The organism is Streptomyces sp. NPDC005496 (genome assembly GCF_042872045.1).
Classification (GTDB): Bacteria; Actinomycetota; Actinomycetes; order Streptomycetales; family Streptomycetaceae; genus Streptomyces.
On the sequence record NZ_JBIAJQ010000016.1, the window covers coordinates 168,238 to 181,189 of the forward strand.

The window sequence follows — 12,952 nt, forward strand, 5'->3', positions numbered from 1 at the left end:
CGCCGACGGATGTCCGCGGCTGCGGATACGCTGATGACCTGATCAAGTTGCGACTCGATCAGCACGATGACCTGATCAACAGGTGTGCGAGGCACGGAAGTCGGGAAAAGCCGCAGCAGCGGACGGCGGCGATGGGGGCGGCAGTGGCCACTGACGGATTCGATTTCAGTCCCGGGGCACAGGTGCCGCTCTCGGGCTCGGCGGGACAGACCGCCGCCACCTACGCCCTGGCGTCGGCGGCGTACCGGGACAACGAGGTCGCGGAGATCCTCAAGGCCAACAACGAATGGCACCAGTCGGTGGTCAAGCCCGGCCGCCGGTGGGCGTCCCTGTGGCGGCCGAACCTGGGCGAGGCCTTCGCCCGGGCCGTCCAGGACCGCATGCTGGGCGCCGGCCGCAAGCCCCTCATCCAGTCGTTCGGCACGGAGCCTCAGGTCGTCGTCGAGCACTGCCTCGCCGCGAACCGCATCCGCCGGGAGCGCGACAACTGGCTCACGGCGGTCTGGGTGCTGTGCGGGCTGCTCTTCCTGCCGGGACTCGTCGTCTGGCTGCTGGTCTTCCAGATCCGGTCGGCGGTGACGAAGCGCGGCGGCGCGCTCGCCACCACCCTGCTGGTGGCCGTCGGCGCCCTCGCCGTGCTCTTCGTGCTCAAGATGCCCTTCGGCGGCTTCTGGGGCTGGTACGCCCGCGCGACCGTGGTGATGCCGGTCGTCGGCTGGTTCTGGGCCAAGCGGATCTGCGAGCGGACCGCCCAGGACCTGCGCGAGCGCTGGGACAGCCTGCTCGCCGGCGGCGGCCTCGGCGCCAAGATCCCCGAGGCGGTGCCGGGCAGCCCCGGGGAGAACGCGGCGGAGCGGCTGCGCCAGTCCCTGGCCCGGCTCAGCGCCGAGCAGCAGTCCAACTCGGTCTTCTACGCGGGCCCCAAGGGCATACTCGGCATGGGCACCCGCTGGGGCAGCTGGCAGCTCGCCGAGAACCTGGTGCCCCGCGACCCCGACCGGGAGATCCACCCCTTCCGCAGCTGGGACGTCGTCCGGTCGATCCACGACCAGCTGCGCATGCTGGAGCGCGGCCCGCTCAACACGGGCGGTTTCCCGAAGCCCTCCATCAAGCACTGGATCGTCACGCCGATCGGTGAGAACGCCAAGGCGGTCTCCCGGCCCGAGGGCACGGACGTGGACGCGTTCCAGGTCAGGAACCACGCGATACAGGACATCTGCAACAAGCAGCAGTTCGGCGGCGGCGACCGCCACTACCTGGGCGTGCAGTGGACACTGTGGGACGGCCAGCTCGTCCTCACCATGCTGATCACGGTGACCGTGCTGCACGAGACGCTGCGCATCGAGGTCACCGGCCACGCGCTGGGCCCGGTCAACTCCCTCTTCACCACCAAGCCGGAGGCGCCCACCAAGGAGGTCGCCAAGTCCGTCAGGTTCTGGGAGACCCGCAAGGTGACCCTGCCCCTGGTCGACACGGACGAGGTGGTACGCCTCACCGCCCGCGCCCCCCTCACCTGGTACCCGCCGCTGCTGAACTGGCTGGGCGGCACGCTGACCCTGCCCGAGCCGTTCGGTCTGCGGCACGCCTGGGCGGACCAGCCCTGGCGGCACCGCTTCATGGCGGACGACGCGCTGCGCGCCGCGACGCCGGTGCTGCGCGTGGTCCACGCGGCGGCGATCAAGGTCCTGGAGGAGAACGGCGTGGACACCGAGAAGTTCGGCACCCGCTCGTCGTTCCTCAGCACCGCGGTCCAGGACGTCTCACCGCGGAAGGCGGACGTGTACGACGCGTAGCGCGTCCGGCGGGGCCGTCGACGCGGCCCCGCCCCGCGTTCCTCTAGCCCTGTGACGGCCAGGCGTCGGCCAGCATCTTCCGGGTGTCGGCGAGCAGCTGCGGCAGCACCTTGGTGTGGCCGACGACTGGCATGAAGTTCGTGTCGCCGCCCCAGCGGGGCACGACGTGCTGGTGCAGGTGCGCGGCGATGCCCGCCCCGGCCACGCCGCCCTGGTTCATGCCGATGTTGAAGCCGTGCGCCCCCGAGGCCGTACGCAGCGCGGTCATGGCCTGCTTGGTCAGGTCGGCCAGCTCCGCGGTCTCCGGGCCCGTGAGGTCGGTGTAGTCCGCGACGTGCCGGTAGGGCACCACCATCAGGTGGCCGCCGTTGTACGGGTAGAGGTTGAGCACCGCGTACACGTGCTCGCCGCGCCGGACGACCAGCCCGTCCTCGTCGGACTTGGCGGGGATCGAGCAGAAGGGACAGCCGTCGTCGGCACCCGGGCCGGTGGGCTTGTTCTCGCCCTGGATGTAGGCCATCCGGTGGGGCGTCCACAGGCGCTGGAACGCGTCCTGCGTCCCCACTCCGATCTGCTGCTCCGGCTCACTCGTCATGAGAAGCAGCATATGACTTCGCCCGTTCGCGGCGTGTCGCCGGGGTTGCGGGAAGCTGCGTCCGGGCCAAGCTGGGCCGGTGGATCCCGACAGCCCCACCGCCCGCTGGGAGCGGCGCACCGAGCTGCTGCTCACCCCGGCCTCGCTGGCCTTCCTCGGCGCGTACGCCTTCCTGGTCCTGGCGCCGGAGGCGGAGGACGCGCACCGGGACCTCGCGCTGGCCGTCCTGCTCGCCGCCTGGGCGGTGTTCGCCGTCGACTACGGGGTGCGCTGGCGGCTCAGCGGACGCCGGCTCGGCTACGTACGGACGCACGTGCTGGACACCGTGGTGCTGATCCTGCCCCTGCTGCGTCCGCTGCGGATCGTGCGCATCTACGAGGTCATGCAGCGCCGGAGCGGCCGGCCCCGGCTCAGCCTGCACGCGCGGGTGATCTCCTACGCGGGGATCTCGGCGACCCTGCTGGGTTTCACCGGTGCCCTCGCCGTGTACCAGCAGGAGCGGGACGCCCCGGGGGCGGACATGCGCACGTTCGGGGACGCGGTGTGGTGGGCCTGCTCGACGCTGACCACGGTCGGCTACGGCGACATCGTGCCCGTCACGACGGGCGGCCGGGTGATCGCCGCCGGGATGATGGCCTGCGGCCTGGCGCTGCTGGGGGCGGTGACCGGCTCGTTCTCCTCGTGGCTGATCCAGGTGTTCTCCCGGGAGGACGAGAGGCCCCCGGGGAGCTGAACTCCCGGGGGCCTCTCGTCACGCGGGGCGGGTCAGACCTGCACGCGGTCCTCGACGACCTGGAGGATCTTGGCGATCGCCTCGTCGACGGGGATGCCGTTCTCCTGGGAGCCGTCGCGGTAGCGGAAGGAGACGGCGCCGGCCGCCATGTCCTCGTCGCCCGCGATGACCATGAAGGGCACCTTCTGCTTCTGCGCGTTGCGGATCTTCTTCTGCATCCGGTCCGAGGAGGAGTCGACCTCGACGCGCAGGCCCTTCCTCTTCGCCGCGGCGGCGAACTTCTCCAGGTACTCGACGTGGGCGTCGCCGATCGGGATGCCGAGCGCCTGCACGGGCGCAAGCCAGGCCGGGAACGCGCCCGCGTAGTGCTCCAGGAGCACCGCGAAGAAGCGCTCGATGGAGCCGAACAGCGCGCGGTGGATCATGACCGGACGCTGCTTGGCGCCGTCGGGGCCGGTGTACTCCAGGTCGAAGCGCTCCGGCAGGTTGAAGTCGAGCTGGACGGTCGACATCTGCCAGGTGCGGCCGATGGCGTCCTTGGCCTGGACGGAGATCTTCGGGCCGTAGAAGGCCGCGCCGCCCGGGTCCGGGACGAGCGGGAGGCCCTGCTTCTCGGCCACCTGCCGCAGCGTCTCGGTGGCCTCCTCCCAGATCTCGTCCGAGCCGACGAACTTCTCCGGGTCCTTGGTGGAGAGCTCCAGGTAGAAGTCGTTCAGGCCGTAGTCGCGCAGCAGCCCGAGGACGAAGGTGAGCGTCTTGTCGAGCTCCTCCGCCATCTGCTCCTTGGTGCAGTAGATGTGCGCGTCGTCCTGCGTGAAGCCGCGGGCCCGGGTCAGGCCGTGCACGACGCCGGACTTCTCGTACCGGTACACGGTCCCGAACTCGAAGAGGCGCAGCGGCAGTTCACGGTAGGACCGGCCCCGCGCGTCGAAGATCAGGTTGTGCATCGGGCAGTTCATGGGCTTCAGGTAGTAGTCCACGCCCTCGTCGAGCTGCATGGGCGGGTACATGCCGTCGGCGTACCAGTCCAGGTGGCCCGAGGTCTCGAAGAGCTTCCCCTTCGTCGCGTGCGGGGTGTAGACGAACTCGTAGCCCTCCTCCTCGTGGCGGCGGCGCGAGTAGTCCTCCATGACCCGGCGGATGATGCCGCCCTTGGGGTGGAAGACGGCGAGGCCGGAGCCGATCTGGTCCGGGATGGAGAACAGGTCCAGCTCGTTGCCCAGCTTGCGGTGGTCGCGCTTCTCCGCCTCGGCGAGGAACTCCAGGTGCGCCTTCAGCTCCTCCTTGGAGGGCCAGGCGGTGCCGTAGATGCGCTGGAGCATCGGGTTCTTCTCGCTGCCGCGCCAGTAGGCGGCGGCGTTGCGCATGAGCTTGAACGCCGGGATGTTGCGGGTGGTGGGCAGGTGGGGACCGCGGCACAGGTCCTTCCAGCACAGCTCGCCGGTCTTGGCGTCCAGGTTGTCGTAGATGGTCAGCTCGCCGCCGCCCACCTCGACGTCCGCGCCGTCGTCGGTGGAGGCCGAGCCCTTGATGCCGATGAGTTCGAGCTTGTACGGCTCCCCCGCGAGCTCCTCGCGGGCCGCCTCGTCGGTCACCACGCGCCGGGAGAAGCGCTGGCCGCGCTTCTGGATCTCCTGCATCTTCTTCTCGACGGCCTTGAGGTCCTCCGGCGTGAAGGGCCGCTCGACGTCGAAGTCGTAGTAGAAGCCGTCCTTGACCGGCGGGCCGATGCCCAGCTTGGCCTCGGGGAAGAGCTCCTGCACGGCCTGCGCCATGACGTGCGCGGTGGAGTGGCGCAGGATGTTCAGGCCGTCCGGGGAGGAGATCTCGACCGGCTCGACCTCCTCGCCGTCCCGGACCGCGTACGCCAGGTCCTTGAGCTCTCCCGCGACCCGGGCCGCGACGATCGAGCGCTCACCGGCGAAGAGTTCGGCGGCCGTAGTGCCCGTCGTCACCACGCGCTCTTCCCGCTCGGAATCGCGATGGATGATCACACGGACGTCTGACACCGGTCTCTCCTGCCTGAAGGGGACGTGCGCATCCTGTGCTGCGCGCGTCGTAACAAAGGCGATCGTACCGATCCCGGGGTCCGCTCCGCGAAACGGTCGCGGACGGCGGTCCGCTCTGCGGTCAGTCGCCGCCGCAGGCCTCTTCGAAGAAGGCCGTGATCTCCGCGGTCCCCTGCGGCGACTTCATCAGCCGGTCCCGCTCCGCCTCGTCGACCTGCACGGCTACGACCCCGGAGGCGTCCGTGAGCCTGCGGAACCCGCCGCGGCTCTCCAGCCGCCCGTGCACCCGCACCGGGAGCCCGGCGAGGTGGGCGTGCCCGGCCGTCCGGTACGCCTCCTCGTCGAGGGTCAGCCGGACGTACGGGACCTCGGCGCCGGCGATCACCCGCAGCCGTACGGCACCGGGGCCACGGACCGTCGACCTGCGCATCCGTACGACCGCCCCGGTGAGCCGCACCGGCACGGACGGCTCCTCGCGGAGGTAGCGGGCGCCGGCCTCGCGCAGCGCGGGCAGGTCACCGGGCGAGAACTCGACGGGCTCGGCGGGTGCGGCGCAGCCGTCCGGTGTCCCGGCGGCGGGTGCCCACCCGACGGCGATCCGGGCGCCCTCGGTGCCGCGGACGAGGGCGATCAGGGATTCGGTGAGTTCGTGGCTGACGCCGGCCTCGACGGCCGCGTCGAAGGCGTCCATGCCGCCGGTGGCCCGCTGGTAGTCGATCGCCTCGCGGGCCGCGTAGAGCGCCTGGTGCAGCCGTACGGCGAGCGGGCGGCCCGTGGCGACGGGCACGAAGGCGGTGAGCCCGCGGCCGTCGGGGGCGGCACCGACGAGGACGCTCTCCAGGAAGGCGGCGGCGGGCCGGCGGTGCCTGGCGCCGTGGTAGCCGGCACGCGCGCGCGTGGCCAGCGCTCCGGCGAGCAGCATCTGGCGGGCGGCGGTCCGCAGTTGTTCCTCCACGGTCCAGGGCGCGGCGCCCACGGGCCCGGCGGGCGCGTCCCGCCACCACCGGATCTCGTCGCTGGGCACGGCGAGCCCGAGCAGGATGTCGCGGGCGGACGGAGAGGCGCTCCGGGACAGCGCCAGGAGCGCCTCGCGGAGCAGGTCGTCGCTGTCGGGGAAAGCCCGGCTCTCCGGGACCAGCAGGCTGGTCCCGCCGCCGCCCGGTCCCGGCGGGGTCCAGCGGCCGTAGCGTCCGGTGACTCCGCCGCGCCGCCGCCAGCCGTGCCGGCGCAGCAGCGCGCCGAGCACGGCGGGGTCCACCTGGCGGGGCTCGGGCATCCGCTCGCCGCGGGGGCCGGCCGGACGGGGTCCGGGCGGGCGCGGGGGTTCGCCGACGGGGCGGTGGGTCATGGTCTGCCTCCCGTCCCGACGCGCGTCATGATCTCGCACAGTGCCCGGTCGTCGAAGATGCGCGCGGTCGGTATCCGGACGGTGGTCCTGCGCCGGCCGGTGACGGCGTGGCCGGCGAGGTTGATCCAGTAGCAGCAGTGCCGCAGGTCGAGGCGGTCGTGCCCGGCCCGCAGCCACTGGTCCTGCGACCTCGGGACGAGCATCACGACCAGGATCTTGTGCACCGAGACCGGGGTGCGGGCGAGCTTCGCCAGATGCGCGTTGTCGAGCGTGAAGGAGAAGGCGGGGCCCGGGGGGTCCGGTGGGATCTGGTACGTGCACTTGAGCTGCACCTTGATGGTGACCTCGTCGTCGACCGTGTGCCCGGGGGCGCTGTGGCTGACGTGCCAGTCGATGCCGTTGTCCGGGAACGGCTGGGACAGGGAGCAGCCGGCGGCGGCCGCGACGGCGTGGAGGTAGCCCACCTGGAGTGTCTCCATGCACGCGGTGGTGGCGAGTGTGCCGCGATGCGGTGCCGTCCGCTGGGGCAGCAGCCCGCCCCGCTCGGGCTGCGCGATGGCCATGTCCAACAGCCCTCCGAGCCAAGGGTTTTCCCACTGCGGGTCGCTGAACTGCAAAGACCCGTACCTGTGTTGTCTCCTTCGGGCGTATGCCGCAAACAGCCCGGGTATCACCGGAACGGGCAGTGGACGGCGCGTCAGCTGCCTTGAGTGAGTGAGGAGTTGTGACCTATGACGTGCTGGTACGAGGGCCCCCTGGCCGCGTTCGACACGGAGACGACGGGCGTGGACGTCGAGACCGACCGGATCGTGTCGGCCGCCGTCGTCGTCCAGGACGCTCCCGGCGCCCGGCCGCGGGTGAGCAGGTGGCTGGTGAGTCCGGGGGTGCCGGTGCCCGAGGGGGCGACGGCGGTGCACGGGCTGACGGACGAGTATCTGCGGCGCAACGGCCGCTGGCCGTCGCCGGTGATGGAGGAGATAGCCAGGGAGCTGGGCGACCAGGCCGCGGCGGGGCGGCCGCTGGTGGTGATGAACGCGCCGTTCGATCTGACGCTGCTGGACCGGGAGTTGCGCCGTCACCGCGCCTCCTCGCTGGACCGGTGGCTGGACTCGACGCCGCTGCACGTCCTCGACCCCCGGGTCCTCGACAAGCACCTTGACCGGTACCGCAAGGGCCGCCGGACCCTGACCGACCTGTGCGCGCACTACGGCGTGGAGCTGGAGGCCGCGCACGACGCGGCGGCCGACGCGCTGGCCGCGCTGGACCTCGTACGGGCGGTGGGGCGGCGTTTCGCGGCCCGGCTGGAGCGGCTGTCGCCGGCCGAGCTGCACACGCTGCAGTCGGTCTGGCACGCGGCGCAGGCCCGCGGTCTGCAGGCGTGGTTCGCGCGGAGCGGGACCCCGGAGGCCGTGGACCCGGCGTGGCCGCTGCGGCCGGAGCTGCCGGCGGCCGCCTGAGGAGTGCCCTGGGCACACGAAAAACCGGCCCGTCGACGACGGACCGGTTCTTTCCGGGTGGGCGATACTGGGTTCGAACCAGTGACCTCTTCGGTGTGAACGAAGCGCTCTCCCACTGAGCTAATCGCCCGGGAACGCACTGAACCATACAGGTCCCGGCGGGTGTCGTTCAAACCGCTTCGAGGTACGCGCCGAGTCCGCGCCGTCCGGCCCTCATCATCAGGGCGTGATTGGCGCGGAAGACGGGCCGTCCGGGCACCGCGAGCCGGCGCATCAGCGGCTTGCGCACCTCCACCTCCTGGTCGTACCGGGCCCGGGTGCCCGTCCCGTCGGCGGTCAGCGTCCAGCGGGCCCAGCCGTCGAGATCGCCGGTCATCCCGATCTCCAGCACCCCGGCCACCGGGTCGCGCCGCACCTCCTTCGCGGTGAACACCAGGTCGTAGGGGACGAACGAGCGGATGCGGATGATCCCGGTGGTGTCGTCGACACGGTCGACCCGGCGCACCTGGGGCCACCACAGCGGGTAGTCCTCGGCGCGTTCGAGGGCGGTGTAGACGTCGCCGACCGGGGCGGGCAGGGTCCACAGGCTGCGGAAGCGGTAACGGCACCAGTCCATGTGCGGAGTCTGCCCGGCGGAGGGTTGAGTACGGCGTGAGTACGCGCACTCATGCCCGGCCGGGTGACGGGGACCAAACTCCGGAGCATGACCCACATCCCGCCCCCGATCGAGGAGTTGCGGCTCGTCGACGGCGAGCTCCGGCAACTCGACCTCCGCCGGGCCCAGTTGCTGGCCCGCCGCGCCTGGCTGGTCGGCGTCCTGCAGGCTCCGTCGGCCCGCGCGCAGGCGGCGCGGCAGCCCGGCCCTCCCCCGGCCCGCCGCCCCGAGGCCACCGCCCCCGGGGTGCAGAACCTGCTGCTGATCCTCGGCGGCACCCTGCTCACCGTCGCCGCCCTGGCGTTCACGCTGGTCAGCTGGGGCAGCCTCGGGATCGCCGGGCGCGCCTCAGTGCTGGGCGCGGTGACGGTGGCGGCTCTCGGGGCGCCGGTGCCGCTGCTGCGCCGCGGACTGCGCTCCACCGCCGAGTCGGTGGCGGGCCTCGGGCTCGCACTGACCGTGCTCGACGCCTACGCGCTGTACGAGGTGGCGTTCGCCGACCGGAGCGGTGCCGGGTACGCGGCCGTGGCGTCGGTGGTGCTGGCCTCGGTGTGGGCGGGGTACGGGTCCGTGCTCGGCGCGCGGGTCCCGTCGGCCGGCACCGAGCCGACCGCGGGCGGCGGGCGTCCGGCGCTGCGGCTGCCCCTGCCGGCGGCCATGGCGATGGCGCAGTCGCCGCTGCTGCTGTGGACGGTGGCGGCCGGTGCCGGCGCTCGCACGTCGGCGGCCGCGCTCCTGGTCACGGCCGCGCTCGACGCGGCGGTGGCGCTGCGGGTGTCGGTGCCGTCCGTGCGCCTGGTCGCCGCCGTCGGCGCGTACGGCACGGGCGCCTGGGGCACTCTGGCGGCCGGTGTGCTCCTGTGGCAGGCGACCGGTCCGGGCACGGCCGCCCCCGCGGCCGCGCTCCTCCTCCTCGCCGCGGCGATCGCCCTGGTCACGGCCCGGCGCGCGCCCGGTCCCGATCTCGCCACCGCCCTAGCGGTGGCCGGCGGCCTGGTCACGACCGGCGCGCTCGGCGGCCTCCTGCGCTCGTGGCTGCCGGACGACTGGACGGTGCCGGGCTTCCTGCTGTGCGGGGTCGCGCTCGCGGCGACGGTACGCACCGGGCTCCCCGAGCCGATGCGGCGCGGACTCCTGCTGGCCTCCGCCGCGGTGCAGGCCCTCGCGGTGCTGTGGGCGCTCCCGGTGTCCCTCGTCGCCGTACTGGGTCCGGTGAGCCGGGTGGCGCACATCTGGTCCGGCGCCCCGGCCGACGCCCGCGCGGCGGTCACCGTCGACCTTCCCTGGCCGGTGCACGCGGCGGCGGCGCCGCTCGTCTCGGCGGTGGTCGCCGTGGTCCTGGCGCTGGCGGTGCGCGCCCCGGCTTGGCGGGACAGGGCGCGCGCGGGTTCGCTGGCGCTGGCCTGGGCGACGGCGTTCGCGCTTCCCGCCGCCCTCGAACTGCCGTACGCGGCGGCCCTGTCGGTGCAGGCGCTCGCGACCGTGGCGGTCCTGGCGGCAGCGGTGTACCTCCGTCCGGCGGAGCCCTTCCTGTCCCCCCTGCCTCTGGTGGGTCTGCTGCTGGCTCTGGCCGGCTCGATGAGTCTCGCCCTCCTCTCTCTCGCCTCCGAGGCGGCGACCCTCGGCGTACTCGCCGCGCTGTCCGTGCTGTTCGCGGTGGCCGCCCGGCGGCCGCGGCCGGGGCCGGTCGCGGTGGCCGCCGCCCTCACCTGGGTCACCGCCCTCGCCTGTGCCGGCGGCGCGTCGCTCGGCTGGCAGCCGGAACACACTGCCCTGCTCGTGCTGGTGGTGCCGGCCGGGGCCGCCCTGCTGGCCGCCCGCGTCGACGGCTCGCCCCTGACCGTGCCGGTGGAGGTGACCGGGGCCGCCGCCGCACTGCTCGCCGTCGGCCTGACGGTCCCGGACCCGCCGATGCTGGCCCTGCTGCTCGCCCTGTGCGGGGTGATCGCCGCGGGCACCGCGATCCGCGAGAGCCGCCGCGGTGTGGGCTGGGCGGCCGCCGTCCTGTTCGTCCTGGCCACCTGGGTGCGCCTGGCGTCCTGGGACGTCGGTTCCCCGGAGGCGTACACCGTGCCGGTGACCGTGCCCGCCCTGATCCTCGGGGCCGTGCGGCGCCGCAAGGACGCGGGGGTGTCGTCCTGGACGGCGTACGGGGCGGGCCTGTCGGCGACGCTCGTGCCGAGCCTCGCGGCGGCGTGGGCGGACGCGCACTGGTTGCGCCCGCTGCTACTGGGTGCCGCGGCCCTGGCCCTCACGCTCCTCGGTGCCCGGCACCGACTGCGGGCGCCGCTCGTCCTCGGCGGTGCGGTGCTCGTCCTGGACGCCCTGCACGAACTGGCCCCCTACATCGCGCAGGTGGCCGACGCGCTACCCCGCTGGGTGCTTCCCGCGCTCGCCGGCCTGGTGCTGCTCGCCCTGGGCGCGACGTACGAGCGGCGCATCCGTGACGCGCGGCGGGTGCGGGAGGTGCTGGGAAGGATGCTCTGAGGCCTCCGTCGTCCGCGTGCGGCATCCGGTCGCCCAGGAAGATCGGGTGCAGCCGCGTCACCGGTCCGCTCGGCGGCGGAGGTACGACTCCGAAGACCTTCTCGTCGACGAAAAGTGACATGGTGTCGGATGCGACCGGAATACCGAGCCGGTTTCCCTCGGCCTGTCCGGCCTTCTCGACATCCGGATGGAAGTTGTCGAGGCCCGGGTTCCCCGCGTCCATCTGCCACTTGAGACCGAGGAACACACCCCTCTTGTCGTACTTCCGAAGTAATTCGACGGCGTTCCGGAATACGTCCGGTGGATTTCCGCCCGCGGCCCGAGTCCGGGGCCTCTCCCAAAAGGCGGCGTAATCCCGGAAGTCGGTCTTCACCTTGATCTTCGCGGACTTCTTGCCGGACAGCTCGATGGACTTGTCGATCTTCCGCACCCTGCGTACTCCCACCGGGCGTAACGGATCGTCACCGTCCCGCCCAGGACCCACCGTCGGCGCCACGGCTCCGGCACGAGACACCGGCCCCTTCCGGGCGCCTCGATGATTCGGACAGGAATCGGCGGGAGGCGACGGCGCCGCCCTCGGAGGAGGTCCGGAGGGGTCCGCCCCCGGTTTCGCGACCTCGCAGGTCGGACACCCGGGGCCGACGGGCCGAACACCGGACGGCGTTCTCCGCGTCACGCACAGCGGACCGAAAAACCCCTGTCGCACGGGGCATCGCTCCCCCGCGGCGAAGGAGGGACGGGTTCCGCAATCACCGAGGGTGGGCGGCCGGGGCACGAGCTGAGTCGCCCACTCAGGGACCGGAAGAACCGCGACGCACTCTCACCGGCGTCCCGCGGGGGCGGCCGTAGGCGGTGACAGCCGATGGGTCGACGGCCGGATCGGGGAGCGCCTGTCCGGTACGGGGAGATCGGCCGCCTCGAATCGCGCGGCCGCCGCGCGCCCGCAGGCGCAGCCGGACCGAGCGGCACGGCAGAGGCCTACGCCGCCAGAAGGGCCCCTGGGGGCCGCCCCTCGACCCCAGGGCTCCCGGCACCCTGCCTGACGTGTTCGGCCGCTGCGAACCGGCTCGGGCGCCGCCTGGCCCCCGTCTCGGCATCTCCGGAAACGCCGAAAGCGGTCTCCGTCCACGGACTGCGTGGACGGAGACCGCCTTCGAACTGGTGGGCGATACTGGGTTCGAACCAGTGACCTCTTCGGTGTGAACGAAGCGCTCTCCCGCTGAGCTAATCGCCCGGGCGCACGGAGAACATTACCCCATGTCAGAGGGTGGCCCGGACCAGCCGAGCGGTTCCGCGGGACGCCGGGGGAACCGCGTCATTCCTTGATCTTCCACGGCATCTCGAAGCCGAACTTCCAGACGTAGACCGCGACGAGGACCACCACGATCACCAGGCCGACGGTCGTCAGGATGATGTTGCGCCGGCGGACCCGGGGGTCGAGCGCGCGCTGTGTCGCCTCGGTCACCTTGCGCTTCGTCCAGCGCAGCACCAGCTGAGCCCAGACGAACTCGGTCGCCCAGATCGCCATACCGCCGAAGATCACCAGCCATCCCGGGCCGGGCAGCGGCAGCATGACCACGCCCGCGCCGACGACCGCGAGTCCGACGACGAAAACCCCCACCTGCCAGCTCAGGTGCAGCGCCCGCCGGGCCTGGACGAATTCCGGCGCACGCGAACCGAGCGGTCGCTCACTCTTCGATTCCTCGTCGGCCACGGCGACCTCGCCGGGCTCGTCACTCCCCGTATTCATACGACCAAACCCTACCCGAGAGAAACCGGTCACCGGAATGGGCGTACCTCGCGAACGTACTCTCGGCCGGATGAGCTACTTAAAGCCACGCAAAACACTCAGAGGGGTTTACAACGGCACCGTAG

Annotated in this window: 10 protein-coding genes and 2 tRNA genes; 4 read left to right on the forward strand and 8 right to left on the reverse strand. The window is 72.4% G+C overall.

Going from position 1 to position 12,952, the window contains the following annotated elements; translation table 11 throughout:
• Positions 1-131 precede the first annotated feature (131 nt).
• Positions 132-1,793, forward strand: a complete 1,662-nt coding sequence (locus ACFYQQ_RS37115) for a hypothetical protein (protein ID WP_356166592.1) — start codon at positions 132-134, stop codon at positions 1,791-1,793.
• Between the two features lie 43 nt (positions 1,794-1,836).
• Here ACFYQQ_RS37115 and ACFYQQ_RS37120 read toward each other — a convergent pair whose 3' ends face one another.
• Positions 1,837-2,400: an HIT domain-containing protein gene (locus tag ACFYQQ_RS37120; protein WP_355784474.1), complete on the reverse strand. Its 564-nt coding sequence runs from the start codon at positions 2,398-2,400 to the stop codon at positions 1,837-1,839.
• Positions 2,401-2,467: 67 nt separating this feature from the next.
• Here ACFYQQ_RS37120 and ACFYQQ_RS37125 point away from each other — a divergent pair, with 67 nt between their 5' ends.
• Entirely contained in the window at positions 2,468-3,121 is a 654-nt protein-coding gene (locus tag ACFYQQ_RS37125; protein WP_355784477.1) for an ion channel, read from the forward strand.
• Positions 3,122-3,153: 32 nt separating this feature from the next.
• Here ACFYQQ_RS37125 and thrS read toward each other — a convergent pair whose 3' ends face one another.
• From thrS to ACFYQQ_RS37140, 3 genes are all read right to left on the reverse strand, one after another.
• A complete protein-coding gene (gene thrS, locus ACFYQQ_RS37130; RefSeq protein ID WP_355784480.1) occupies positions 3,154-5,130 on the reverse strand; it encodes a threonine--tRNA ligase in 1,977 nt (658 codons plus the stop codon).
• Between the two features lie 121 nt (positions 5,131-5,251).
• Positions 5,252-6,478: a hypothetical protein gene (locus tag ACFYQQ_RS37135; protein ID WP_388906933.1), complete on the reverse strand. Its 1,227-nt coding sequence runs from the start codon at positions 6,476-6,478 to the stop codon at positions 5,252-5,254.
• A complete protein-coding gene (locus ACFYQQ_RS37140; RefSeq protein WP_355793927.1) occupies positions 6,475-7,041 on the reverse strand; it encodes a DUF4365 domain-containing protein in 567 nt (188 codons plus the stop codon). Before ACFYQQ_RS37140 ends, ACFYQQ_RS37135 begins: the two co-directional genes overlap by 4 nt.
• 168 nt (positions 7,042-7,209) lie before the next feature.
• Here ACFYQQ_RS37140 and ACFYQQ_RS37145 point away from each other — a divergent pair, with 168 nt between their 5' ends.
• Positions 7,210-7,935 (forward strand): 3'-5' exonuclease, encoded by a 726-nt coding sequence (locus ACFYQQ_RS37145; RefSeq protein ID WP_355793928.1) that lies wholly within the window; start codon positions 7,210-7,212, stop codon positions 7,933-7,935.
• A gap of 58 nt (positions 7,936-7,993) precedes the next feature.
• Here the strand turns inward: ACFYQQ_RS37145 and ACFYQQ_RS37150 are convergent.
• Positions 7,994-8,065 (reverse strand) — tRNA-Val (locus ACFYQQ_RS37150).
• A gap of 39 nt (positions 8,066-8,104) precedes the next feature.
• Positions 8,105-8,551 (reverse strand): SRPBCC family protein, encoded by a 447-nt coding sequence (locus ACFYQQ_RS37155; protein WP_355793929.1) that lies wholly within the window; start codon positions 8,549-8,551, stop codon positions 8,105-8,107.
• 87 nt (positions 8,552-8,638) lie between these two features.
• Between ACFYQQ_RS37155 and ACFYQQ_RS37160 the strand changes: the two genes are divergently transcribed.
• Entirely contained in the window at positions 8,639-11,077 is a 2,439-nt protein-coding gene (locus ACFYQQ_RS37160) for an SCO7613 C-terminal domain-containing membrane protein (RefSeq protein ID WP_388906938.1), read from the forward strand.
• 1,159 nt (positions 11,078-12,236) lie between these two features.
• On the opposite strand, the gene ACFYQQ_RS37165 is transcribed toward ACFYQQ_RS37160, so the two are convergent.
• Both ACFYQQ_RS37165 and ACFYQQ_RS37170 read right to left on the reverse strand, forming a co-directional pair.
• A tRNA-Val gene (locus ACFYQQ_RS37165) sits at positions 12,237-12,311 on the reverse strand.
• Between the two features lie 81 nt (positions 12,312-12,392).
• Positions 12,393-12,827: a TIGR02611 family protein gene (locus ACFYQQ_RS37170; protein WP_356166610.1), complete on the reverse strand. Its 435-nt coding sequence runs from the start codon at positions 12,825-12,827 to the stop codon at positions 12,393-12,395.
• Positions 12,828-12,952: the final 125 nt, after the last annotated feature.